This is a genomic window from Nostoc sp. (genome assembly GCF_036919495.1).
GTDB lineage: Bacteria > Cyanobacteriota > Cyanobacteriia > Cyanobacteriales > Nostocaceae > Nostoc.
Window position 1 is genome coordinate 1 of sequence record NZ_JBALBZ010000145.1, and the last position, 25,494, is coordinate 25,494.

The window sequence follows — 25,494 nt, forward strand, 5'->3', positions numbered from 1 at the left end:
ATTGCTTCCATTTCACTAAAACTGGCAACTATATCAACTGCTATTCTTACTTTTTGATTTTTCTGGTCTCCCGTTGTTAATAATCTTTCCAAAGACCCATTTTGTAAAAAATGAGCAGGTATCAAATTAACTTTACATACTCAATATCAATATCAAGCAACCGTCCCAAAACTCCAGTGAGCAACCATCTTACGTACCGCGACACTAAACCACCAAGAATGATTAGGATGATGCTGCCTACAATATATGCCAATACGCCATTAATAAGAAAATTAGCTATAGTTCCCACAAACTTTTAATTATCCCTAATTCGTTAGTATTAATAGTTATTGCTGTTGTATCTGCTTTTGTACCCAAAGACGAAAAGCCTTGAGCGTTGCATTTCTGCCTGCTGTTGTACTTTGCTCAAGATATTTGGGAATTGTTTCAATTAATGGGAATACAGGAAAATTTAGGCTTTGCTGAGACTCTACATAATGCCCGTCTTGCAGAACATTAATTTGGAGCTTTCCTTTATCAAAACGCCAAAGCTCAGGTACTTTTAAAGCTTCATAGATATTAGGATGAGTGCGAGAAGTAATATCAATTTCTAGAGCTAAATCTGGAGGGGGGTCTACTGTTAAATCTAGCCGCTTCTTGCCGCGAATCTTGGCTTCATTTTTTATATAGAAACACTGGTCAGGTTCTATACCTTGAGCCATTGCTTGGTTTTTGAAAGTGGTAGAACCAAGGCTGATAAACTCAGTATTTAGCTCTTCCAGAAGGGCTTTGACTAAATCACTAATAATTTCTTTGTCATATTCATGTTCTGGCAGTGGTGCCATAATCTCCAGTATTCCCCTGTCATAAGCAATTCGTGCTGCACGATGCTCCCCTAAATCCTCTAGAATTGCTTCCAATTCCTGCCAGGTTACATCTCGCAGTAATACCCTTTGTCCTGGTGGAACATGGATGCGCTTTAATTCCAACAACATCATCTTCACTCCCAGTAGCTCAAACCTAAATTTAGCTTACTCCAGTTAATGCGACAATTGTTTGCTGCTTCATCACTAAATTGTCGGATGCTTGGACACGCAGCAGTTTGTTGTCGGATCTCGCATATCGCATACTTAATAAACCCTTTTATTGAAGTGTATGGGGCGATCGCTCTTAAAAAAGCGTAATTAAAAAAAAACCTCTGGAAACTCCAGAGGCTTTGGTTCCTGATTTAGTTTCTACTGCTTACTACAATTTGTCCTCAGTCATTTCCCGATAATAAAGGAAATTATCACAAGTACTTATAACATCACGCTGATTACCAGGAAATCTAGAGGAGGATACCTTGTTAATAGCGCAAATTAATTCTTCACCTGTGGCTGCGAACCAGGAATCGTTACATCTATTGGTATCACCTTTGCTGCTAGCTGCGTCAATGGCGGTTGAATAGCGGTTTGATTCCCCACCACTAGAGTTACGATCTTTTCTGGCTTGAGGTATTCTCGTGCTACTCGTTGCACATCAACAGCTGTGGTGGCGGCGATGGCTTTTTGATAGCGAAAGAGAAAATCAGCAGGATAGCCGTAATATTCGTATCGCATCAACCGTGATAAGGTTTGGGCAGGGTCTTGAAAGTTGAATACAAAGGAGTTGAGTGTAGACTCTTTCGCAAAAGCAAGTTCTTTTGCTGTTACTCTTTGAGCTTGGATGCGCTTGATTTCATCTTGTAAGGCTTTGACAAACTGCACAGTAGCATCCGATCGCGTTTGTCCACCAGCAATAAACATGCCAGGATAATCGAAACGGGGACTCCACTCACCATAAACAGAGTAAGCTAAACCTTGACGCGATCGCACTTCATTAAATAAGCGTCCACCAAATCCATTTAACACTCCATTCAATACATCAAGTGCCGGATAATCAGGATTGTCAAACCGTCCACCTAAATGGCCAAGAAGCACACTACTTTGTGTTAATTGTGGCTGATTGACAAAAAAGACTCCACCTGTATTAGCTGGCGAAACATTTGGTAATTTGGGTTTAGCAATACCTGGGTTGCGGTTCCAGTCGCCAAAATTAGCTTGAATGAGCGATCGCATTTTCTTAGAGTCAAAATCCCCCACAATCCCTAAAATCATATTATTGGGGTGGAAATATTGCTGATAAAACTTGAGCAAATCTTCACGCTCAACCTGATCCACCGTTGCATACTCTATTGTGCGAGAGTATGGACTATCTTTTCCATAGATCAATTTCTTAAATTCTCGACTAGCAATACTATCTGGATTGTCATTGCGACGGGCAATGCCACCCTTAGCTTGAGTTTTCGCCAAGTCTAGCTTTTCTTGAGCAAATACTGGCGATCGCAGCACCTCGGCAAACAGCCCAAACACCGTTTCTAAATCTTCACTGAGTGCGTCAAAGCTAGCACCACCAGAAGCTTCACCAATACTAGCTTCCACAGATGCCGCCCGTTGTTCCAATATCTCGTTGAGTTCATCAGGCGAATGCTTCTTAGTTCCTCCAGTTCGCATCACCGCGCCTGTAAAACCAGCTAAACCAACTTTTTGTTGTGGTTCCAAGCGATTCCCTGTCCGCACAAACGCCGTTCCATTCACCAACGGTAATTCGTGATCCTCCATCAAATAGACAACCAAGCCATTTTGGAGAACAAATCGCTCATACTTGGGTAACTTAATCTCCGGTAGCGCTGGCAATTGCAATTCAGTATAATGCTTTGCCTCAGTCGTCGCCGCCAGAGAAAAGTTACAAGTTAAAAGTAAACACGCAAAAACACCAACCAAAGCATAAATTAACCCTTTCCCATTTTTGATTTTGAACGCTATCTGCTTTTTACCCTTCACCTTGTACCTCTGCATATCTCTCTACCTTCTCTACGAGACGCTGCGCGAACGCGCCCTTTGCGCCTTCGCGGTTCGTTTCTCTTAAGCTTCTTTCGACAACAGCTTACCAACCGTGCGATTTTTTGGCGTAAACGTCTCCTTTGCCACCCGCACAATATCAGCCGTTGTCACTGCCGAAATATCATCCAACTGCTTAAATAAATTCCGCCAAGAGCCAGTTTTTACCTCATATTCCAATAATTGTTGAGCCATCCCCATATTTGAATCGAGGGTACGTAATAAACCGGCCCGTGCTTGGGTTTTCACCCGTTCCAAATCAACCGCTGCTACAGGCTCAGTTTTTAATTTGTCGATTTCTTGGCGCAAAGCCACCGCCAGCTCATCAACCGTATGACCAGGAGCCGTGAGAGCATAGAATAACATCAGGTTTGGGTATTTATCTCCAGGAAATCCGCTAAAACCTTGAGCATTTAGTGCCAATCGTTGCTTTTCTACCAAAGACTTATACAACCGCGACGTGCGCCCATCACTTAATAAACTACCAATGATTTCATAGACTGCATTATCTGGATGGGTAATTGCCGGACGATGATAACCTTCTAAATACCAGGGTTGAGAAGGTAGCTGTAAAGTAACTTCCTGTGTTTGTTGTTGTGACGGTTCCACCGGGATTTCTTCAACAGCTTTGGTTTTTGCTTGATAGCGGCCAAAATAAGTTTGCGCCAGTTTTTTCACCTCAGCCGGGTTAACATCTCCGACAATGGCAATGGTTAAATTACTCGGTACGTAGTGAGTATCAAAAAACTTTTGGACATCTTCTGGTGTCAAATTGCGGATATCTTCGTCATAACCAATCACTGGACGCCTGTATGGATGAACTTTGTAAGCAGTATCAATAAATTTCTCCAACATCAGCCCAATAGGTGAATTCTCCACCCGCATCCGTCGTTCCTCTAAAATTACATCTTTCTCTTTATAAAACTCACGACGAATTACAGGATCGAGAAATCGTTCCGACTCCAGCGACATCCAAAGTTCCAGCTTATTGGCAGGAAAGCTGTAGAAATAACGGGTAGCTTCGGTTGAAGTATTGGCATTTAAACCTACACCTCCCGCTTGTTCGACAATTTGCCCCAATTCGTTTTGCTTAACAAGCTTGGCTGCTTGTGATTCCACTCGCTTAAACTCAGCTTCTAACCGAGCAACCTCATCTTTTTTGCCATCGGCTTTCGCTGTTTTAATTTGGCCATCCAATCGTTCTAAGGTTTCTAATAGAGGTTTTTCTGCCTTGTAGTTTTCTGTACCAATGCGCGTTGTGCCTTTAAACGCCAAGTGTTCCAGAAAGTGAGCCACACCAGTTTTGCCATCTGACTCATCCACACCACCGACATTGGCATAAGTAATAAAAGACACTACAGGCGCTTGATGTCTTTCCAAGACAATGAATTTTAGACCATTGTCGAGGCGAAACTCCGTTAACTCCTTGATAACTCGATTTAGATAAGGTTGGATCGAATTTTCAACTGGTGGAGTTTGAGTTTTTGTAGGTTGCAACACTCTTTGGGGAGGGGGTGCTGTCTGAGTTTGAGCCAGAGCAATTTCTGGCAGTAATCCCCACCAGAGGATAATCAAAGCCAACAAAGCGACAAACAACCGCCGCAATATGACAGATACTTTATCTGACCAATCTAAAATTCCCAATCTAAAAACTAAAATTGACCGACTGATCTGGTTCATAAGCAAAAATTAAGATAAAGTTACACTACCTAAAAAACTAGGTACTTAGCAAAAAGACGTTAATCTTGTATTAAGCTTCTTAGGCTTTTTTACTTGACGTTAGACAATAATGCTACAAATCCTGTTCCGCAAATTTCACCATAACTGTTATGCGAGTTTTTAATTCTTCTCCACCCTCAGAGGCTCAAACGCGCACCCGGATTTTACAGGCAGCACAACGATTGTTCGCCGCTCAGGGATTTGACGGCACTACCACCCGCGATTTAGCACAAGCGGCAAGTGTAGCTGAAGGCACTCTCTTTCGTCATTTTCCCAATAAAAAAGCAATATTAGTGGAAGTAGCGACGAGTGGATGGGTGGAGATTCTCACAGATTTGCTGACAGAATTAAGTGAAATGGGCAGCTATAAAGCCGTAGCTCAGGTGATGCGTCGCCGGATGTGGAATTTTCAAAAAAATGCCGATTTAATGCGCGTTTGTTTTATGGAGGTTCAGTTTCACCCCGACTTGCGCGATCGCATTCAATTAGAAGTCATTACTAAAATGTCCGATGTGGGCGAAGCATTTTTTCAAACAGCGATGGATAAAGGCATTTATCGCAAAATGGACGCCAAGCTGGTAGCCAAAGTTTTTTTAGGAATGTTTGCGATCGCAGGTTTTTCCAACAACACCCTCATGGAACCTGACGCCTCTCCTCAACAAATGCAAGAAATGGCAGAAGGACTTGCTGATATCTTCCTTAATGGTGTTTTAGCCAAGGAGTGAGAAGTTAAAAGTTAGGAATTATGAATTATGAATTATCTTAACTCCTAACTTTTAACTAATGATTGCTTTGGCTTGCTGACTCCATTGTTGTACTAATTCAATCGCTGGACACAAATCTCGTCGCTGCATTGTTGCTACCTGCAAGCGCATGATTTGTTGGTGCAATCTATGAGTGGGAGTTTGAGCCAACTGTGCTACAGAACCGATACCTGCATGGAGCAATAAACCACAATATTGTATGCCTACACTGGGAATACGGGCTAAGTCAGCTAAAGCCATCCATTTATTTACATACTGAAGATGAATCTGTAGTTTATTGGCTAATGCTAGTCTTTCCTCTAAAGTTTTCCCTTGTTTGATTAGCACTACTGTGCTAGGAATTCCACAATTGTGCAGTTGAGATTGTTCCTCGTGGCTTAGTCCAGGTAATTGCTCAATTGGCCAGTCACGAGATTGGATACGACTTTGATTATTTGTATTTTTAGCAGGCATTTTTGAAATTAAAATATAGGCTTATTTAGATATTGTGACAGGAACAAGACGCGATCGCCTCGTATAGCCTCTGACGCAGGACTTACGCAAAATACCTCTTAAACTATTATTACTCCGTGTTCTCTGCGCCTCTGTGGTTCGATTTTACGTTATTTGTGCATAAGTCCTATGACGTTAAAATGGGCGTAAAATCTCTCCAATTTTGCTCGTCTACGGTGATTGCAGGAAGTTTATGACGCTGATTCCGAAAAGCACAGCCTAGTTATATGAAACAGATTTTGTCGCATGGACAGAAAAAACTGTGCAACTCATTCGTGCTGGACAATTTGAAAAAAATGATCAGTCAGAAGAATTATTATCGTCTGGCAAATCAGGAAACAAAAGATTTTAAATGGCTATTAGCTATTCTTGCGCCCCAGCTTTTTGCAGGCTTTGCACCACATTTTTATAACCATTAAATTCTGCAATCATTAAAGCAGTATAGCCACCCCGGTTTTTCAAATTCATATCTGCCCCAGCTTGGAGTAATAACTGCACAATTTCGCCGTAACCTGCTGAAGCAGCCCACATCAATGCTGTTGCTTTCGCTGAGTCTTGAAAATTCACATCTGCCCCATTTGCCAGCAACAAATGTATTATCTCCTTGTGCTTGCGTTCGGTTGCCTTGATCAAAGCAGTTTTGCCATCATCGCCCGCAGTGTTAGCATCAGCACCATAGTCTAGCAGCACTTTCACTGTTTGGGTGTGTCCCTGTGATGCAGCCAGCGTCAAAGGTGCTTCACCAAGGTTTTTCTCACTAATATCTGCCCCGGAATGCAACAATGCTTCGACGATATGGCTGTGTCCCTGCAATGCTGCTACAAGCAGTGGCGTATCGCCAAGGTGGTTCCTAATTTGGACATCTGCACTCCTGTTAAGTAACACTTGCACAACATCAATGTAGCCTTCTACAACCGCAAGGTGTAGGGCTGTTTCACCATCTTGGTCTTGGAGATTAATTTTAGCACCTCGATTTAGTAAAGCTGCTGCGATCGCACTATGTCCAGCCGCTACTGCTGCCGATAGGGCAGTTGCACCATCGGCGTTTCTCACATTCACATCAGCCCCGGCCTCTAGCAATGCTTCCACAACCTCTAAATATCCCAAATCTGCCGCTAATGTTAAGAGTGTTTCACCTTCCTCATCTCGGATATTGACATCGACACCAGTTTGCAAAATTGCTTGTAAAACTTCTATTTGTCCCTGCTTAATGGCGAGTTTCAAGGCAGTATCATCATCTTTATCTGCGATATTCACCTTTGCACCAGCAGCCAATAAAACTTGCACTACATCGACATGACCTTTAACTACAGCTGCCATTAAAGCTGTGCTGCCATCTTCATTAGTGGCATTAACATCAGCACCTTTGGATAGTAAAAGCTGCAAAATGTCAAGCTGTTTGGAACTAGCCGCCAACATCAAAGCTGTCAAACCATAGAGTTTTCTGGGCAAGTTGATATTTGCCCCAGCATCTAATAGCGATCGCACAATTTCGGTATAGCCTAAATTGGCAGCAAACATTAACGCCGTCGTGCCTTGGCGATCGCACGCGTCCACCCTCGCACCAGCAGCCAGTAGCGCCCTCAGATGCTTAATATCTCCATTTTTAGCTGCTTGTAGCAGCAAAGTATCGTTATTTTCAGTCATGAATGAGATCCCACACAGGGGGTTTTGTTCGTCTACCCTCAAAATTTAGTCTGAGATTGTTTATCCACTTTGGCAAGAGGTTTAGGCAATTCAAAATTCACTCATTCTAAATTAAAATTCAATAAAAGCAGTCTTGGCAAACATTCTAGCTATTGAGTTGATAAAAATTCTTCTCTTTTTTAGCCTCTTTTTATTTGTGCAACTTTAAGCACAGAAAATAGAATTATGCTAATTTTTATGAAGATTTTATAATTGGGCGAGAACACTATGAGTCTGGAACTTTCCGCGTCGGTGAAATATTGGCTGAATTTCTTTCATCCGGTGCTTATGTGGGCGCTATTAGTAGTTTCAATTTATGCTGCCTACTTGGGGCTGCAAGTACAGCGTACCAGAAATGCTCAGGGGGAAGAAAAGAAAGAACTGATTAAAGGTAAATATAACGTCAGACACTACCAAATCGGATCTATACTCCTAGCTTTGATGGTGGTAGGTGCAATTGGAGGGATGGGTGTCACTTACATCAATAATGGCAAATTATTTGTCGCGCCTCACCTGCTGGCAGGACTGGGTATGACGGGTATGATTGCATTTTCTGCTGCTTTGTCGCCTTATATGCAAAAAGGGGCAAATTGGGCGCGAGCAACTCATATTCTGGTGAATTTTACCCTTTTGGGGCTTTTTGCTTGGCAGGCTGTCACCGGCGTGCAAATTGTCCAAAGAATTCTCACTAAAGCTTAGTCCTTTGTCATTTGTCCTTTGTCATTTGTGTATGAGCAATGACAAAGGACTATTGAGTCATTGCTTTTGTTTAGAATTAGCAGGAAGGGGTATTTCCAAAGATTTCTGAAAATCTTGCTGAACTTTGCGGGTTAAACGACGGGAGACTTGGCGGACAATTTGGTTAAGTAGGCGATCGCCTGTAGATTGAATTATAGACTTGGGTAATCGCTGAATAAATCTGGGAAAGTGCAAATCAACTATTAAATCCAATTCCCATTCAACTCTGGTAATTTCACCAATGCTATTGGAATTATTATTTTCTATTAACTGTAGAGATGCCCGATAGTCTACGTCATAACCAGGCGGTTGGTAGTCAGGGATAGGGATTGTACGGATGCGGTAAATACCCTCCTCTGGAGGCAACAATTCCAAACCAATTTTAGGTTCTACATCATAACCAAAAGCACCAAAACGACCAATTACTAGAGCGTAGCCATTTTCTCCAAGTAATTGCACCTTCATGGGTTCAGCGCAACGCGAAAACCATGAGGCATGATTATTAAGATACTGGGCAACCTTCTCTGCTGGGGCAGGCATTTCCATAAAATCTTGATAACGACCGTAAAATTTTGTGACCGTCGCTACATTTGCTTCTGTTAATGTGTCCTCGGCTGCTTCATGGCTGGAGGCTACAGGTAAAACTGCTTCTGTTATTTCCCAGGATTTATATTCGCTTTGTCTTGAAAGCATAAATGCATTAATGTATATTTTAGCGTTCGTCTATATTAATAATTCCCCACGTACCTGGGTCATTTCACACTAATATCCTATTTTTACCGAAACCTCATTAATCTGCCATCAAGTCCATAGAATTACTAAAATAAAGAACTGAACAAGCACACAATAGTTTCCCAGGATAGCATTTCTCATGAAAGCATTTGTAGCAGGGGCAACGGGTGAAACAGGTCGCCGGATTGTGCAAGAGTTGATAGCGCGGAATATTCCCGTCCGGGCTTTAGTGCGGGATATAGAGAAGGCTAGGGGTATTCTCTCTCCTGAAGCCGAATTAGTGGTAGGCGACGTATTACAACCAGAAAGTTTAACTGCTGCATTGGGAGATAGCACAGTTCTGTTGGTTGCTACTGGGGCAAAACCTAGTTTTGACCCCACTGGCCCCTATAAAGTAGATTTTGAAGGGACTAAAAATTTAGTAGAAGCTGCTAAAGCAAAGGGAATTGAGCATTTCGTCTTAGTTTCTTCTTTGTGTACTTCGCAGTTATTCCATCCACTAAACTTGTTTTGGCTGATTTTAGTGTGGAAAAAGCAAGCTGAAGAGTATATCCAGAAAAGTAGTCTTACTTATACGATTGTGCGGCCTGGTGGGTTGAAGAATGAAGATAACTCCGATGTGATCGTGATGCAGAGTGCTGATACACTGTTTGACGGTAGTATACCCAGACAAAAAGTCGCCCAAGTTGCTGTTGAGGCGTTGTTTGAAGCAGATGCACGCAATAAAATTGTCGAGATTGTGGCCAAACCGGAGGCTACTTCTAAAACTTTTGGGGAATTATTTGCTAACGTCGCTTAATCAACCAATGGGGAGTTAGGAGTTAAAACTCTTATAGCGTGTCTTGGTTTACAACATGCGTGGGCATAGCATTGCTGTGCCCCTATCAACAGTCAGTCTCTATTGGAGTGAACTTTACCAGAATGGGCGCGTCAATCAATGTTGTTAGCGAAGAGAAAAAATTTGAAGGAGTCGGATTCTGAAAGGCTTTGAATTCAAAGGTGTTGAAAAACTTATTGGGCCAATAGCCGCGCTTCTTGGCTTTGTGTATTTGTTGCAATGGTATATTGGAGACTTGCGATCGCCTTCTGATCCCATCTTTGCAGTTCAACAGCCGCCTTTGGTCATGAAAAAGGGCGACCCCTATATCCGCGCTTTAATGCGAACCATCTCGGCGAGTGAGGCAAGTGGTAATCGTCCCTATTCGCTGTTATATGGTGGGCAGCAAGTCAACGACCTTAGCCGACATCCTGAGATATGCGTCACAATTGTCACAGGACCCAACATAGGTAATTGTTCTACTGCTGCTGGCAGATATCAAATTATTAATGTTACTTGGTATCGTTTAGCCTCCCGTTATCATCCAAAACCGATGCAGATGATGTTTTGGACTGCTTATAGTTTTGAAGCAGAATATCAAGATATAGTAGTTTACCGTTGGTTAAATGATTCTAAAGTTTGGGGAGCTGATCTTTCTCAACTGTTGCGTCAAGGAAAGCTAAATGAAGTTTTGCGGCGGCTCTCTCCCACCTGGACAAGTTTAGGATATGGCATAGAAACTAATTCTGTTAGTAGCTCTCTGCCTAAACTTTATCAGAAAATGCTGCAAGAGGAATTGACCGCAGCTAATCAACCAATAGCACCCAATTTAATACCATCGCTAACTCCTTCTAGCAAGGCAGTGAAAAAGTTACCCAGTAAGCAATGAGATCATCCTAACTTTTAACTTGCTGCATAGAAAAAATCTTTGATATTTTCTATAAAAGCCGAGGTATTTTCAAAGTGAATATTATGTCCAGCATTACTAATTATTTTTAGTTGGCTAAATTCACAAATTTGAGCTATTTCTGTATTAATAGATATAAATTTTTTATCATATTCACCTACTAGTAAAAGCAGAGGGATTTTATTCTCTTGTAGCTTTTCCCAGAAAGAAGGTTGGCATCCAGTTCCCATGAAGCGCAATGATTTATCTAATTCATGCGGATTATTCTGCAAGCGACTTTCTATCATGCGATCGTATTTTGGATGATTTTTTATATAACCAAAAATCGGTTGATTGTACCAATTTGAAAGAAAAGCAGCAAAATCAGTTTGAATAATACTTCTGCTTAATTTTCTAGCTATTTGAGCATCACGCCTAACTCTTTCTAATCGTTCTGCTTCTGTTGCTAAACCAGGGGAAGCTGATTCTAATACAACTTTAATAAAACGTTCTGGAAAATGTAGAGTTAGATATAAAGCCAACCTTCCACCCATTGAATAACCAATTAAGTAGCATTTATCTATTTTTAATTCATCTAATAAATTGATTATTGCTTGAGCAGTGGGTTGTATTGTATAGTATTCATCACTTCCTAAAATTTGGGTTTTACCATGTCCGGGTAAATCAAGAGTGAGATGAGAAAAATCTTCACTTAGCATTTTTATAGCTTCATCAAATTCATTAATGTTTCCCATGAAGCCGTGTAACAAAATAATTAGAGGTTTGTTTATATTGACATTTAAACAATAGTTAAACTTATATCTTAAATTCATTTTTCAAGGAGATATTTAAAGGCTCAGTTGATATGATTTTTCATTATCAGTGGAGCAAAGCAAAATGTTCGCAGATATTAATAAGATCAAAAAAGTTAATTAGTTTCAGAGGTTTTAGCATCGTTGATATAATAAGGAATACGTAAAATCCTTGTGTTAATTTTGGCATAAATAACCCTTTGCCTGAGTCAATACACCAAATCCTGCATCTTTACAAAATGCTTTGTTGTGCTAGTTAATTTTTATTTTTATAATTCTTAAGGTAAAAATCGATCTAAAGCAGCTTTTAACTGTTTAATTTCAACGTCAATATTACCCTCTTGTGCAGCTCTAGCAATACACTCAGTTAAATGTTCATCTAAAACAATTCGCGCTACTTTATCTAATGCGCCTCGCACTGCGGCAATTTGCAGTAGAACATCAGGACAAGGACTATTTTGCTGCACCATTGTTTTAATACCACGAACATGTCCTTCTATCCGCGATAATCGATTGGCAATTCGCCGTAATGACTCTTCGCTATGGACGTGAGGATGAGCCGACTCTCCAGCCTCATGAGTATGATCTGTATGCTCGCTATCTGTATCGTGATGGTGGGAATGTTCTGCTTGTTGGGATATTGGCAAGGATTCCTTGCCTAATCGCTTTGATCCATTCATGGGTTATCAGAAGACTTGTAGTACTAAGATCCTAGCCTAGTGCAGGGAGCAGGGAGCGAGGAATGGGGAATGGGGCATAGGGCATTGATTATTCGCCTCATTTCCCTCATCCTCCCCACTCCCCTAACTCTACTGCTGCCGATTGGCTCTTTCTTGGGGAATGATTTCTGTTACTACCCTACCGCTAGAAGTGCCGCCTTTAACAACAATATTTTCTGTTTGCAGATTACCAACTGCTGTTTCACCTGTAAAATTTAACCGTGGGTCAATTTGTCGATAAACTACATTTCCCTGAGCTTCAACTAACTTATTATCTAAATACCAAGTTAATGTATTAGATTTCAAAGACTGGCGACGCTGACCAATGGCGTTGACGTTACCTGTTAAATAAACTGTTTTTTGTGGTATTCTCATTTCACCTTGATTGGCAGTGACGGTAAGATTTTCGGCACGCTGGAACATCCGCACAGGGGAATTTGTAGTGACCGTTTCTGTGTTCATGTTCCAGGTCATAGAGTTACTAGTTATTTGCATGGGTGGGTCTAGTAAATCTAATTGAGCATTTTGTTGAATAGTGGCAATTTTCGTTTTTAAGTTGACTTCGGCAGAATTTCCTTTGCCGCGATCGCTAATTTTATTATCTTTGTAACGGTCAATTTGTAAAGGGCGATCGCCAATCAGTTTTTCTTGTTTAATATTCCAGATTAAATGCTCGGTTCTTACTTGTAACTGTGGATCAATGGAATTTGCTATTACCCTTCCGAAAAATTCCATGCGCTGTTCGCGGGTTTTGACTCGCGCTTCCTGCGCCACAGCTTGTAGTTGTTTATGACTACCATTAATCTGGTTGCGGACAATCAACAAATCTTCTTTGGGACGCCATTCTAATTCATTACCTTGCAATACAACTCCATTCTTAGGATCTGTGGCAAATATTTTACCTTTAAGAAATAACTGCTTCCCATTTTGTTCAATATCTGCGACATCCGCCTTGATTTGATAAACTACTTTGCCATCTTGATATAGTTCACCATAAGGACTTTCAGCTTGACCAATTTGTTTTTCTTTGGTGTATTGTGCTTGTTTAGCCCTGACTTTCCAAATTGGTCGTCCTACTTCATCTGCTTGTTCTAAGGTGACATCAAAGAAAGTCAAATTGCTATCTTTATTAGATGAAGCCACAGTATTTTGTTGAGAAGCTGTGGGAGATTTCCCCCCACAGCTTGCTAAACCAAATATCAAGAAAAAAATTAAAGGTAAAAGAAGAAAGGGAGGAGTAGAGGAGAAATTTTGAATTTTTCTCTCGCCCTGTCTCCCCCTTTGATGAAATTGATACGCCATTATTCTTGGATTTCTAGATGTCCATCACTAGTTCTGGTGTCTTCCAAAAAACCGATCCCAGATAATGGCCGGTATGGATAGCTTTGGCGAGGAGTTTTTTGAATATCTTCTTTGATGGCTTCTAAATCAATGTAGCGATCGCTTACATTAATTAAGCTGTCGCTGGTCATCGAACGCAAGCTCACCACTTCAACCCGCACGCCGCGATAGCTAACTGAATTTACCGCATAAGCCAAATCCCCATCACCGCTAACTAAAACTGCGGTATCATAAGAATCTACTAAAGCCATCATATCGACTGCTATTTCTACATCCAGGTTAGCTTTTTTAGAGCCATCTGGTAGCTGGACTAGATCCTTAGCAATAACTCGATAGCCATTGCGACGCATCCACAGTAGAAACCCCTGTTGCTTCTCGTTTGTCCGGTCTACACCAGTGTAGAAAAAAGACCTTAATAGTCTAGAACCTCCAGTTAATCGATACAACAGCTTCGTGTAATCGATTTCAATCCCTAGTTGCAGTGCAGCGTAAAATAGATTTGAGCCATCAATAAATATAGCGACCCTACCCCGATTCTCCAAAACCTGTTCTGGCGTAAATATTGAATCGGTTTCAAAATTATTCAACATCATTGTGATACCTCAATTATTATCCCTGTTATTTTTGATACAAATTACCAACTTTTAGATGCTAGTCACAGCGGCTTATGATAATGTTCCGGGACTAATTTAAGTTCAGCCCCGATAAATTTTTTGAGAAAATAAGAAATTGAACAAAATCAGACTTTGATAAAGATTAATCGTTTTTTAGGGGTTCTATTCGCTTAAAAATCGGTTTGGCTATACCCAACTGTTGTTTACTAGATAGTATCCCCCATGTTGCATGGGTGGCAAAAGGAGCGGTGATTGAACTTTGTATTTGCTCGTTAAAGTTTATTCCAAAGCCCAGCTGCCGATAAATATCGCTACTGATGTTCGGAATAATTGGGGATAGCAGATAAGCTGCTAGTCTAACCGATTCTAGAACTGCGTACAGAACTTTTTCCACCGACTCCTGCTGTCCCTGTTTATATAATGACCAAGGAGCCTGTTCATCAATAAACTTATTACTGGCTTGCACCAATGAAAGGATGGCCTCGCAGGCTTCACTGAAAGCTAGCTCTTGGTATGCTTGTTTTACATTCTCCCTTAGACGTAAACCAATTGTTTTCAATGGATTTTCGTCAGAAATTCCTTCATTGCCGATTGATGGGACATTATTCTGGGCACAGTATTTCTTCACCATGTTCAAGGTGCGATTGAGCAAATTACCTAAATCATTTGCCAAATCTGCATTCAGAACATTAATGAACCTTACTTCATTAAAATCTCCATCTTTGCCAAATTCGATTTCCTTAAGGAAGTAATAACGAACGGCATCACTACCATAGCGCTGAACTAACGCTATAGGATCAAGGGTATTACCCAGACTTTTGCCCATCTTTTGACCATCTTTAGTCAAAAAGCCATGCCCAAATACTCGATCTGGCAAGGGTAAGCCAGCCGACAACAGCATTGCTGGCCAGTAAACTGCATGGAAGCGCAGAATATCTTTACCAATTAGGTGCAAGTTAATCGGCCACCATGTTTCTAAGGCATTTGCTAAAGTCGGTTCTGCATCTGGTTCTAGTAATGCCGTTACATAACCTAACAGCGCGTCAAACCAGACATAAAGGGTGTGCTTGGGATCAACTGGTACGGGAAAACCCCAGTCTAGATTTATCCGCGAAATGGAAAAGTCTTGCAGACCTTGATTTACAAAGTTAATAACTTCATTGCGCCGACTTTCTGGTTGAATAAAATCCGGTCTAGATTGATAAAATTCTGTTAGCTTAGTTTGATATTTGGATAAGCGGAAAAAATAGTTTTGCTCGTCTCGCCACTCCACTTCTTTGTTAGTATGAATCGCGCAACGGTGTCCTTCTAGCAGATCCCGTTCTTCTTTGAATTCTTCGCAGGATACGCAGTACCAGCCTTTTTGTTGCCCCTGGTAAATATCACCAGATTTCCAGACTTGATCAAAGAATTCTTTGACGATCGCTTCATGACGAGGTGCAGTAGTCCGACTAAAGCGATCGTATTGAATATCCAGTAATCGCCACAAATTAACGAAACTAGGGACAATTTCATCGCAAAACTCTTGTGGTGCTTTGCCTAAACTTTCTGCCGATCGCTGAATTTTTTGCCCGTGTTCATCTGTACCTGTAATTAGTAATACCTGATGCCCCAACAGCCTGTGAAATCGCGCCACTACATCTGCTGCGATCGTCGTATAAGCACTGCCTATATGGGGCACATCGTTTACATAATATAGTGGTGTTGTTAGTGCAAATGTCTTTTCTTTTTTATTCACTAGATTCATGCAAAATTAAAATTAACTTATAAAACGTTTTACTTCTATCGGAAAAACCAAGCAATTATACAATAATATTTCTATTTTTTTCAATAATACCTTAATAGTAGCAAAGTTTTCAAATCAAAAATTGTTTTGTAATATGCATCAATTCAACTCATTTTTGCTTACAAGAGCGAAATTAACTAATCATAATTTTTTTGAATACTTTATATTAGAAATTATTGTGATTGAGAATACATAATCCAGAATCCGGAAAATTTATCTGGTTTTGTGGATTAGATATTTCTATCTTAAGACGGTCATGGCAGTAGTAAAGAAATGTAAAAATTAATTTAAGATAAACTGCCGTATTCACCGGAAAAATATATTGATTAGGTATGAGTCGAAATAGCCCCCTAGAGATTTCTCGCGCTTTGGTGGCGGCACTCTCAACGCAAATGTTTCGTTATTACGAGGATCGCATTCCCCAGGATGCCAGCGTACTGGTAGTCAGCAATCACCGCAGCTTTATGGATGCACTAATTTTAATGGCGGCGTTATCGAGTCCGATTCGCTTTGCTTGCCATCACTACATGGGACAAGTGCCAGTAATGCGGGAGATTGTCACCGGACAATTGGGGTGTTTTCCTTTGGAAGAAACTCAAAACCGTCAGCAAAGCTTTTTTTCGCAATCGCAGGTGCTATTGCAGTCCAAGCAGATGGTAGGAGTATTTCCAGAAGGAACTGAACCAATGGTGAAATTTACCGTGCCAAACATGGTGGGTGAGTTTCAACGGGGATTTGCCCATTTGGCATTACGGGCTGATGTGCAGGATTTAGCAATTTTGCCGATCGCGATCGCTTCCTTAGAAGAAGTAAACACTTCTGGCTTCCCCTTAAGGCTTTTGAGTCTATTTGACCCTTCAGAACCTTTATTTAACCAAAGTGGTTGGCATCCACTGGTACTTTATCGTCGGGTTGCAGTGTTAATCGGTCGCCCTTATTGGATTACGCCCCAACATCATCAAAAATATCACGGCAAGCAAGCCAGAACTGTTGTGGCTGAACTGACAGAACACTGTCATGGTGAAATTAGCACCTTACTGCGTCAAGGTTGCTATTAGAGCCATTCGATTTTCAATTTTGGATTGTCTCGATGACTAACAGTTAGCTTGTTCCAAGACCTTTTTTATTTTTGCTCAAAACTACCGAACTTCGTAACAGCAACAATCAGCAATCCAAAAGTTTTATACCATTGACTAATGACCATTGACTAATGACCAATGACTATCCAAGAAGTTGAGCTAAATCCTTGTTTTCTAACTCCTAAACGAGTCAAGCCAGAGTATCCCCTGTTGGTATATTTGCCAGGAATGGATGGAACTGGTCAACTATTGCGATCGCAAACGGCTGGATTAGAAACTGGCTTTGATGTCCGTTGTTTAGCGATCCCACGCAAAGACCTTAACACTTGGGATGTGCTAGCTAAGAGTGTATTGGACTTAATCTACGCCGAATTAGAAAAAAGCTCTCAGAGGCCAGTTTACCTGTGTGGTGAGTCCTTTGGTGGTTGCTTGGCAATGAAAGTAGCGATCCAAACGCCGGATTTATTTAAGCGAATTATCTTAATTAACCCAGCTTCGTCCTTTCGTCTTCGCCCTTGGTTGAATTGGGCATCCCAACTAACTTACTTAGTGCCATCAGAGTTGTATGATGTTGGCGCACTGGGATTGTTACCGTTTATAGCATCTTTGCCACGCATTTCTCAAAGCGATCGCCATGAACTGCTAAAAACTATGCGTTCTGTCCCGCCAGAAACCGTTCATTGGCGATTGTCTTTACTGCGAGAATTTGATATTGATAACGAACAGTTAGGTCGGTTAACTCAACCAGTTTTGTTGATTGCTGGTGGTAGCGATCGCCTTTTACCTTCTGTAACTGAAGTAAAGCGGATAGGGAATATCTTACCAAATACCAAAATTGTGGTATTGCCCCATTGCGGACATGCTTGCTTGCTAGAGGAAGATATTAATCTCTATGAAATTCTTAAGGATAATGACTTTTTAGAAAGTAATGCTGATATAGGTAGGGGGCTAGAAGTGAGAGGATAGGGTGAGGCGCAATACCTACTAGTAGTCCTAGAGGATCGCAGCAAGGAACTCGGCCTGCTGTAATGGTCGGTATACCTTGGGGAGAAGTCCACTATCCAATGCTAATGATTGCACCTTTAACTACCCAGAGTAGTTCTTGGGCGTTCAATAATCCCAGCTTATATCAGCGTTTGTGAGCTGGTGCTGGTGGTTTGTCTCTGTCTTCCATTGTCTTACTAGATCAAACGCGGGGATTAGATATAAATCGAGTTTTGGCGTATTTGGGAACACTCACCCCTGAGCAATATGTTCCTATTGTTGATGGATTAAGACAGTTATTCAGAAAAGAAAATAGTTAATCTGAAACTGATATTTACGTTTATAGAGGGATGTAGAGCCGCTCATAATTTCGCTACAACCAAAAGAGAGGCTTTACAAGATGGTGTCAAGCAATGGCAGACAAACCACAAGAAATAGAAGTGAATAAATCAGTTAATTCACCCAGAGAAACTTCAGAAGTACAAATCCAGGCTCAATCATCAGTAGAAAATGAACCGTCTATAGTAGAGTTTTTTATTAAAACTGTTGCTGAGACTGGCAAAGCAGTTTTAGACACAGCAGTAGAGGTGGGAGAAGCGACAGCGAAAGAAACACACAAGTTTATTGAGCAAACAACTCAAAGTAGCGGTCAAGTTGTGAATCGCCTTAACGAAAATTGGCTGATTAGAAAGCTATCTGGAGTATTAAATTTAAATTGGCTAATTGGTACTACTGACGCTGTTGATTTGGAAAATGCAGAAGCGGCGGTAAATAAGCTCAAGCAAAAATATCCCAATGAATCACCCAGCCAGATTGCTCACCGAATCATGGTGGAAAAAGCAACTCAAGCAGGCGGTGTTGGATTAGCCACTAGTATTTTGCCAGGAATAGCAGTTGCATTGTTCGCAATTGATTTAACAGCAACAACAAAATTGCAATCAGAAATGCTTTATCAAATTGCATCTGTCTACGGGTTGAATTTAAAAGATCCTACCCGTAAAGGTGAAATTTTGGCAATTTTTGGTCTTGGCTTGGGTGGAGAGCGTCTTTTAAAAGCTGCGGGATTAGGCTTGCTGCGAAATATACCCTTGGCGGGTGCGGTAATTGGAGCTAGTTCAAATGCGACGATGATTTATTCATTAGGGTATGCTGCTTGCCGATTTTACGAAGCCAAGCTAGATGAATCAACTTCGCTTGCATCGCCACAGACACTAGCAACATTAAAAGCAGAGAGTGAAAAATATCTAGAAACTGCGATCGCTCAACAAGCTGTCATGGATCAAATTTTAGTTCACATGATCCTTGCTAGTCATCCAGAGAAGACTTGGGAAGAAATTTTGCCAGAGTTACAAACTCTAAACCTCACTCCTAACTCCTTGGATGCCATTGCCCAAAATATCAAATCGCCTAAGCCTTTAGATATACTGCTCAATCAGTTGAATCGTGATTTTGCCATACCTTTGCTAGCTCAGTGTTACAAAATTGCCCAGCTTGACAATAATATTACACCAGTTGAGCAAGAAATAATAGAAGCGATCGCCAGCAATTTTGATATTGATACAAATAAAATTGGGGCATAGAGCATTAGGCAGAGGAGGTAAAAAAGTAGAGTTATCGAGCGGAGTTCACCAGTATCAGACACAAAACTAGCCATTTTTAATAACTTTAAAGCCTGCCAAACTCCAATGGCTTGGCAGGCTTGTCTAGTGTTTTACTAAATTAATGTTCTATCATTAATTTTTTTCCAAATATAACTACCTCTCTTTTTTTAAACCTTTTCCTTTTATCTATTCTAATTTTTTGTCTAGTTAATTCCTGAGCTATTAATTCCTGAGCGCGGCTTTCAATTTTTATTTGGTTTTCTATTGGCTGTTCTTTAATTTTTTCTCTTAGGCTTTTGCCCATTCTTCTTACCCTTCTTCTTTTAGTTTTTTAAGATGGCTCTTGTACCGTGCATCACCCTTTTGAATTAAGTGTTTATAAAAAAGTTTTTGGCTAATGCCTGATTTGTCACCTGCAACCAATAAAATGGCTTGTCTCAATCGGTCACAAGCAAATGCCACACGCCAAATACCACCAAAAGCTCAGAATCGTAACTCTTTCATGTTTCTGTATTTCGACCCTTTGAGCGTATCAACATGAGGACGTTTTGCTTGTGGGCCAAACATTTCTAATACCTGAGCCTTAGCAAGCAACTAATTTTTTACTTCTTGAGGTAGAGCATCGAACTCAGACTCGAAATTATCATGAAACTCAACTTGCCATTCCACTAATTTATTATGGTTAAAACTTCATACATTTTCAAGCGTATTATCGATTGACACTCTCAGCGCTAACATTATAGCTATTGGCCCCATCTCCCTCATATTCCCCACTCCCCTCACCATTAAACAAAAATTTTGAGCAATACTGGTACAAGAAGGAATATTTACACAAAATCCCAACATGACAATACAACTTAGTGATAAGCCTTTGCTAGAGTGGGCAGGCGATAGTTTGGCAATTGGATTATTTGAAGATGCAGTAGAGTTAACTGGAGAATTGGCAACTTTAGATCAAAAGTTTTCCGGGGTATTAAAAGAACTAATTGCTGAAGAAGAATTTAAAGGGAAAGCCAACAGTACTATCTTCACGCGTGTGAATCCTGGTAGCCCAGTGCGGAAATTGATTTTGGTAGGCTTAGGTAAACCAGATGCACTAAAACTCGACACTTTGCGACGCGCTGCTGCTGCTGTAGCCAGAGTCGCAAAAAAGCAAAAAAGCAAAATTTTGGGATTTAATTTCCCATTGTGGAATAACGATCCAGCCACAAGCGCCCAAGCGATCGCAGAAGGTATAGAATTGGCGCTTTACCAAGATATTCGCTTTAAATCAGAACCAGAAGATAAAGGTTCTCAAATAGAAACCGTAGAATTACTGGGATTTGCTGGACAAGAAGCAGCCATCACCCGCGCCAATCAAATTGTATCAGGCGTAAACTTGGCACGAGAGTTAGTAGCAGCACCAGCTAATGCAGTAACACCAATTACTTTAGCGGAAACTGCTCAAGCGATCGCTAAAGACCACGGTTTACAAGTAGAAATTCTGGAAAGAGAAGACTGTGAAAAGTTGGGCATGGGTGCTTTTTTGGGAGTCGCCCAAGCTTCCGATTTGCCACCGAAATTTATTCACCTGACTTACAAGCCAGAAGGTACACCCAAAAAGAAACTAGCAATAATTGGCAAAGGTGTAACCTTCGATTCCGGCGGACTCAACATTAAAGGTGCAGGTAGCGGCATCGAAACCATGAAAATTGATATGGGCGGTGCAGCTGCTACCTTGGGCGCGGCAAAAGCAATTGCTCAAATTAAGCCAGATGTTGAGGTTCACTTCATATCGGCAGTGGCTGAAAACATGATTAGCGGTCGCGCCATGCACCCTGGAGACATTCTTACAGCATCAAACGGCAAAACAATCGAAGTTAACAACACCGACGCTGAAGGACGTTTGACCCTAGCAGATGCCTTGGTGTATGCCGACAAATTGGGATTAGATGCGATCGTGGATTTAGCCACCCTAACCGGCGCTAACGTTATAGCCTTAGGTGAAGATATTGCTGGTTTGTACACTCCCGATGATGCTGTAGCTTCCCAGTTAGAGAAAGCTGCCCAAATTTCAGGAGAAAAGATTTGGCGGATGCCAATGGAAGAAAAATATTTTGAAGGGCTAAAGTCTGGCATTGCGGACATGAAAAATACAGGCCCTCGTCCAGGTGGTTCTATTACCGCCGCCCTTTTCCTTAAGCAATTCGTCAAAGATACACCTTGGGCGCACTTAGATATTGCTGGGCCAGTGTGGACAGATAAAGAAAATGGCTATGACAGTGCGGGGGCAACCGGCTACGGCGTTCGGACGCTAGTTAATTGGGTAGAAGGGAGTGGGGAGTAAGGAGTAGGGAGTAGGGGGAGAAGGGAAGGCAGAGGGATCAGGGGGAGCAGGGGGAAAATTCCTCTCCTCTTCCCCCTGCCCACTCCCCACTCCCTACTCCCAAACAATTCGTGCTATCTTGAGCTTGCCAGCAAAAATTGTTGCAATAGTAACAGAAATAATTTGGCGGTCAGAAAGTTAAGCTTTTTCGGCAAAGCCATCTGGTAAAATTTGTAAGGTTTCTAGAAACTGTGAGCAATGGGATCGACTCGCGTAAGGATCGCAATTGACGCAATGGGGGGGGATCACGCACCCGGTGAAATCGTTGCTGGCGCATTGCGAGCAAGGGAAGAATTGGGTGTAGATGTATTACTGGTTGGTGATCCTCAACAAATAGAAGCTGCCTTGCCGCCAAAAACGAATTTAGGGCAGGTGGAGATCGTTCCTGCTGAGGAAGCGATCGCTATGGATGAGGAGCCTTTAAATGCAGTTAGACGCAAACGCAAGGCTTCTATCAATGTGGCGATGGATTTAGTCAAGCAGCAAAAAGCAGATGCCGTGTTTTCTGCTGGTCACTCTGGGGCAGCGATGGCATCAGCTTTGCTCCGCTTAGGCCGATTGCCGGGAATTGACCGGCCAGCCATAGGGACTGTTTTTCCCACGATTATTGCTGGTAAGCCAGTTTTAGTACTTGATGTCGGGGCGAATGTAGATTGCCGTCCGAAGTTTTTAGAGCAATTTGCCGTCATGGGATCGGCTTACAGTCAATATGTCTTAGGTACAAATGAACCGAAGGTAGGTTTGCTGAATATCGGTGAAGAAGACTCTAAAGGCAATGATGCAGCCGTCCGCGCCCACCAACTAATACGCGAAAATTCCCAAATAAATTTTATTGGCAATGCCGAAGGGCGTGATGTGCTTTCCGGTCGCTTTGATGTCATTGTCTGTGACGGTTTTGTAGGCAATGTATTATTAAAATTTGCCGAAGCAGTTGGAGAAGTGATTCTGCAAATTCTGCGGGAAGAATTACCTCAAGGATTACATGGTCAAATCGGTTCAGCACTCTTAAAACCAAACCTGAAGCGGATTAAGCAGCGCATGGATCACGCAGAACACGGCGGCGCTTTGCTGCTAGGCGTGGCGGGAGTCTGTTTTATCGGTCACGGTAGCTCACAAGCTCCTTCAATTTTTAATGCAATTCGCATGGCCAAAGAAGCTGTTGACAACCAGGTGATACAACGAATTCAGTCCCAATATATCCTAGAGCGCGAAAGCGGTTAGCGATTCAGTCATAAGTCATGAGTCATAAGTCATTTGTTATTTGCAAGGACGAAAGACAAAAGACAAGGACAAGGGACAAAAGACAAAAAGCTGATAGCTGTGGAGATTAGGAGTGCAAAACTTAGGCGTAGCAATTACCGGAAGCGGCTCGGCAGTACCAGCAACTTCCCTACACAACCAGATATTGAGTGAAGTAGTTGAAACATCAGACGAGTGGATAGCTACAAGAACGGGAATTCGTCAACGACGATTAGCGCTGCCATCTGAGTCCTTGAGTGTACTCGCTACTGCTGCCAGCCGTAAAGCGATCGCAGCTTCGGGAATTAAACCAGAAGACCTAGACCTGATTCTGCTGGCGACTTCCACCCCTGATGATTTGTTTGGTAGTGCTTGTCAAGTACAGGCGCAATTGGGAGCCAGCAACGCAGTAGCTTTTGACTTGACAGCAGCCTGCTCTGGGTTTGTATTTGGTCTAGTTACAGCAGCCCAATACATTAGAACAGGTGTTTATAAAAATGTACTGTTGATTGGGGCAGATATCCTTTCTCGTTGGGTAGATTGGGAAGATCGGCGCACTTGTGTATTATTCGGTGATGGTGCAGGAGCAGTAGTATTACAGGCTGACAAAAGCGATCGCTTGTTGGGATTTGCCCTTAAAAGTGATGGTACTCAAAACCATCACCTTAACCTTGCTTATGCAGGCGCTTCCCAAGAACTTCTCCCAAATGTAAATATCACTAAAGGCGGTTACCAACCGATTACTATGAACGGCAAAGAAGTCTACCGCTTTGCTGTGCAAAAAGTGCCAGAAATCATTGACAAAGCCTTATTTAAAGCCAACCTCAGTGTTGATAAAATAGATTGGTTGCTATTGCATCAAGCCAATCAACGAATTATTGATGCTGTTGCCCAACGGCTGAATGTTCCAGAGCATAAAGTTATAAGTAATCTTGCCCAGTATGGCAATACCTCTGCTGCTTCCATTCCCTTAGCTTTAGATGAAGCAGTGCGAGAAGGTAAAATTAAACCCAATGATATCATTGCTGCATCCGGCTTTGGCGCCGGTCTTACTTGGGGTGCAGCAATTTTCCAATGGGGAAGGTGAATATTTTGTCCTACCCTGCGGGAAGCCCCTGGGGCGTCTATGTCATTAGTCATTTGTCCTTTGTTAATGACCAATGATCAATGACTAATGACCAATGACCAATGACTACTGACTCTTGACAAATGACAAAAACTGCATGGGTGTTTCCCGGACAAGGTTCCCAAGCGCTGGGAATGGGAATGGATTTATTAGATATACCATCGGCTAAAGATAAGCTTGCCAAAGCTGAGGAGATTTTGGGCTGGTCTGTAACCGAAATCTGTCAAAACCAAGAAGAAAAATTATCACAGACGCTATACACTCAGCCAAGTCTTTATGTAATAGAAAGCATTCTTGCTGATCTTCTCCGAGAGCGAGGACACCAGCCAGATTTATTAGCTGGTCACAGTTTGGGAGAATATTCTGCCCTTTATGTAGCGGGTGTCTTTGAATGGTCGGCTGGTTTATATCTAGTAAAGCGCCGTGCAGAACTCATGGATAATGCCGTCGATGGTATGATGGCAGCTTTGATGAACTTTGATGGCGAACAGTTAGAAAAAGTTATTGCTCAAACGCCTGATGTGGTAATAGCAAATGATAATAGTTCAGCTCAGGTGGTAATTTCAGGCACGACTGAAGCTGTACAAGCAGTAATGACTCAAGTTAAAGCAAAGCGTGCGATTCCCTTAAAAGTTTCTGGAGCATTTCATTCACATTTAATAGCACCAGCATCTGCGGAATTTCAAGATATTCTAGAATCTGTGGAATTTCAGCCAGCTACTGTGCCAGTGTTGTCTAATGTAGAACCAATTGCGTCTATTGATGCCAAGGTTTTAAAGCAGCGCCTGAATAAACAAATGACTGGTTCTGTAAGATGGCGAGAAATTTCTCTGCAATTACCAGCTAACGGCATTCAGCAAGTAATAGAAATTGGCCCTGGTAAAGTGCTAACTGGTTTAATTAAACGTAGTTGCCCTGACTTAATATTAAAAAATATCCAGAGTGCTGCTGATTTGCCTGATTAATTCTTTATCGTAGACGCAAAGCGGTGAAGCAGCCCGATCTTCTCACTTCGGGAGACGATGCCGTGCCTAAGCGTTGCGTAAAACCTTCTCTTCTCCTATCAAAGACACACTCGCTTTCGAGAGGCTTGTCTG

At 41.8% G+C, this 25,494-nt stretch carries 23 protein-coding genes and 2 pseudogenes; 12 read left to right on the forward strand and 13 right to left on the reverse strand.

Going from position 1 to position 25,494, the window contains the following annotated elements; genetic code table 11:
* Positions 1–326: 326 nt before the first annotated feature.
* The 3 genes from V7K25_RS20330 to V7K25_RS20340 form a co-directional block, all read right to left on the reverse strand.
* Positions 327–974, reverse strand: coding sequence for a Uma2 family endonuclease (locus V7K25_RS20330; RefSeq protein ID WP_335160329.1), 648 nt, complete (start codon positions 972–974; stop codon positions 327–329).
* 363 nt (positions 975–1,337) lie between these two features.
* A complete protein-coding gene (locus V7K25_RS20335) occupies positions 1,338–2,855 on the reverse strand; it encodes a M16 family metallopeptidase (protein ID WP_335160298.1) in 1,518 nt (505 codons plus the stop codon).
* Between the two features lie 66 nt (positions 2,856–2,921).
* Positions 2,922–4,577 (reverse strand): M16 family metallopeptidase, encoded by a 1,656-nt coding sequence (locus tag V7K25_RS20340; RefSeq protein ID WP_335160299.1) that lies wholly within the window; start codon positions 4,575–4,577, stop codon positions 2,922–2,924.
* Between the two features lie 149 nt (positions 4,578–4,726).
* Between V7K25_RS20340 and V7K25_RS20345 the strand changes: the two genes are divergently transcribed.
* Complete coding sequence (locus tag V7K25_RS20345) at positions 4,727–5,341, forward strand: TetR/AcrR family transcriptional regulator (RefSeq protein ID WP_335160300.1); 615 nt, start codon at positions 4,727–4,729, stop codon at positions 5,339–5,341.
* A 51-nt stretch (positions 5,342–5,392) separates the two neighbouring features.
* Here V7K25_RS20345 and V7K25_RS20350 read toward each other — a convergent pair whose 3' ends face one another.
* The gene (locus V7K25_RS20350) at positions 5,393–5,833 is read right to left on the reverse strand and encodes a DUF4332 domain-containing protein (RefSeq protein WP_335160301.1); all 441 of its coding nucleotides are present in this window, start codon (positions 5,831–5,833) and stop codon (positions 5,393–5,395) included.
* A gap of 274 nt (positions 5,834–6,107) precedes the next feature.
* Between V7K25_RS20350 and V7K25_RS31680 the strand changes: the two are divergent.
* Positions 6,108–6,224 (forward strand): annotated as a pseudogene (locus V7K25_RS31680) (DUF29 domain-containing protein); the annotation flags it as partial.
* 11 nt (positions 6,225–6,235) lie between these two features.
* Here V7K25_RS31680 and V7K25_RS20355 read toward each other — a convergent pair.
* Positions 6,236–7,519 carry an ankyrin repeat domain-containing protein gene (locus V7K25_RS20355; RefSeq protein WP_335160302.1) on the reverse strand — a complete coding sequence of 428 codons (1,284 nt, stop codon included), beginning with the start codon at positions 7,517–7,519 and terminating at the stop codon, positions 6,236–6,238.
* Between the two features lie 267 nt (positions 7,520–7,786).
* On the opposite strand from V7K25_RS20355, the gene V7K25_RS20360 reads away from it, so the two are divergent.
* Entirely contained in the window at positions 7,787–8,257 is a 471-nt protein-coding gene (locus V7K25_RS20360; protein WP_335160303.1) for a DUF4079 domain-containing protein, read from the forward strand.
* 57 nt (positions 8,258–8,314) lie between these two features.
* Here V7K25_RS20360 and V7K25_RS20365 read toward each other — a convergent pair whose 3' ends face one another.
* Complete coding sequence (locus tag V7K25_RS20365) at positions 8,315–8,989, reverse strand: DUF1997 domain-containing protein (protein ID WP_335160304.1); 675 nt, start codon at positions 8,987–8,989, stop codon at positions 8,315–8,317.
* Positions 8,990–9,167: 178 nt separating this feature from the next.
* On the opposite strand from V7K25_RS20365, the gene V7K25_RS20370 reads away from it, so the two are divergent.
* Positions 9,168–9,827, forward strand: coding sequence for an NAD(P)H-binding protein (locus tag V7K25_RS20370; protein WP_335160305.1), 660 nt, complete (start codon positions 9,168–9,170; stop codon positions 9,825–9,827).
* Between the two features lie 244 nt (positions 9,828–10,071).
* Positions 10,072–10,734, forward strand: a complete 663-nt coding sequence (locus V7K25_RS20375) for a glycoside hydrolase family 24 protein (protein WP_335160306.1) — start codon at positions 10,072–10,074, stop codon at positions 10,732–10,734.
* Positions 10,735–10,748: 14 nt separating this feature from the next.
* On the opposite strand, the gene menH is transcribed toward V7K25_RS20375, so the two are convergent.
* From menH to metG, 5 genes are all read right to left on the reverse strand, one after another.
* A complete protein-coding gene (gene menH, locus V7K25_RS20380; RefSeq protein ID WP_335160307.1) occupies positions 10,749–11,564 on the reverse strand; it encodes a 2-succinyl-6-hydroxy-2,4-cyclohexadiene-1-carboxylate synthase in 816 nt (271 codons plus the stop codon).
* Positions 11,565–11,821: 257 nt separating this feature from the next.
* Positions 11,822–12,223 (reverse strand): metal-sensing transcriptional repressor, encoded by a 402-nt coding sequence (locus V7K25_RS20385; protein ID WP_335160308.1) that lies wholly within the window; start codon positions 12,221–12,223, stop codon positions 11,822–11,824.
* Positions 12,224–12,352: 129 nt separating this feature from the next.
* Positions 12,353–13,564, reverse strand: a complete 1,212-nt coding sequence (lptC, locus tag V7K25_RS20390) for an LPS export ABC transporter periplasmic protein LptC (protein ID WP_335160309.1) — start codon at positions 13,562–13,564, stop codon at positions 12,353–12,355.
* Positions 13,564–14,193: a LabA-like NYN domain-containing protein gene (locus V7K25_RS20395; RefSeq protein ID WP_335160330.1), complete on the reverse strand. Its 630-nt coding sequence runs from the start codon at positions 14,191–14,193 to the stop codon at positions 13,564–13,566. The genes lptC and V7K25_RS20395 overlap by 1 nt, the downstream gene beginning before the upstream one ends.
* 166 nt (positions 14,194–14,359) lie before the next feature.
* The gene (metG, locus tag V7K25_RS20400; protein ID WP_335160310.1) at positions 14,360–15,964 is read right to left on the reverse strand and encodes a methionine--tRNA ligase; all 1,605 of its coding nucleotides are present in this window, start codon (positions 15,962–15,964) and stop codon (positions 14,360–14,362) included.
* Between the two features lie 371 nt (positions 15,965–16,335).
* On the opposite strand from metG, the gene V7K25_RS20405 reads away from it, so the two are divergent.
* The 3 genes from V7K25_RS20405 to V7K25_RS20415 all read left to right on the forward strand — a co-directional run bounded on the left by V7K25_RS20405 (position 16,336) and on the right by V7K25_RS20415 (position 19,646).
* Entirely contained in the window at positions 16,336–17,061 is a 726-nt protein-coding gene (locus V7K25_RS20405) for a lysophospholipid acyltransferase family protein (protein ID WP_335160311.1), read from the forward strand.
* A gap of 159 nt (positions 17,062–17,220) precedes the next feature.
* Positions 17,221–18,048 (forward strand): alpha/beta fold hydrolase, encoded by an 828-nt coding sequence (locus tag V7K25_RS20410; protein ID WP_335160312.1) that lies wholly within the window; start codon positions 17,221–17,223, stop codon positions 18,046–18,048.
* Positions 18,049–18,479: 431 nt separating this feature from the next.
* Complete coding sequence (locus V7K25_RS20415; protein WP_335160313.1) at positions 18,480–19,646, forward strand: hypothetical protein; 1,167 nt, start codon at positions 18,480–18,482, stop codon at positions 19,644–19,646.
* 139 nt (positions 19,647–19,785) lie between these two features.
* Here V7K25_RS20415 and V7K25_RS20420 read toward each other — a convergent pair whose 3' ends face one another.
* Together V7K25_RS20420 and V7K25_RS20425 are read right to left on the reverse strand one after the other, a co-directional pair.
* On the reverse strand, positions 19,786–19,971 hold the full coding sequence (locus V7K25_RS20420) for a hypothetical protein (protein ID WP_335160314.1): 186 nt from the start codon (positions 19,969–19,971) through the stop codon (positions 19,786–19,788).
* Between the two features lie 5 nt (positions 19,972–19,976).
* A pseudogene (locus tag V7K25_RS20425) lies at positions 19,977–20,234 on the reverse strand (type II toxin-antitoxin system RelE/ParE family toxin).
* A gap of 277 nt (positions 20,235–20,511) precedes the next feature.
* Between V7K25_RS20425 and V7K25_RS20430 the strand changes: the two are divergent.
* The 4 genes from V7K25_RS20430 (at position 20,512) to fabD (ending at position 25,362) form a co-directional block, all read left to right on the forward strand.
* Positions 20,512–21,993 carry a leucyl aminopeptidase gene (locus tag V7K25_RS20430; RefSeq protein WP_335160315.1) on the forward strand — a complete coding sequence of 494 codons (1,482 nt, stop codon included), beginning with the start codon at positions 20,512–20,514 and terminating at the stop codon, positions 21,991–21,993.
* A gap of 237 nt (positions 21,994–22,230) precedes the next feature.
* A complete protein-coding gene (plsX, locus tag V7K25_RS20435; protein ID WP_335160316.1) occupies positions 22,231–23,253 on the forward strand; it encodes a phosphate acyltransferase PlsX in 1,023 nt (340 codons plus the stop codon).
* Positions 23,254–23,365: 112 nt separating this feature from the next.
* Positions 23,366–24,358, forward strand: a complete 993-nt coding sequence (locus V7K25_RS20440; protein WP_335160317.1) for a beta-ketoacyl-ACP synthase III — start codon at positions 23,366–23,368, stop codon at positions 24,356–24,358.
* Between the two features lie 122 nt (positions 24,359–24,480).
* Entirely contained in the window at positions 24,481–25,362 is an 882-nt protein-coding gene (gene fabD, locus V7K25_RS20445; RefSeq protein WP_335160318.1) for an ACP S-malonyltransferase, read from the forward strand.
* The last annotated feature ends 132 nt before the right edge of the window (positions 25,363–25,494 follow it).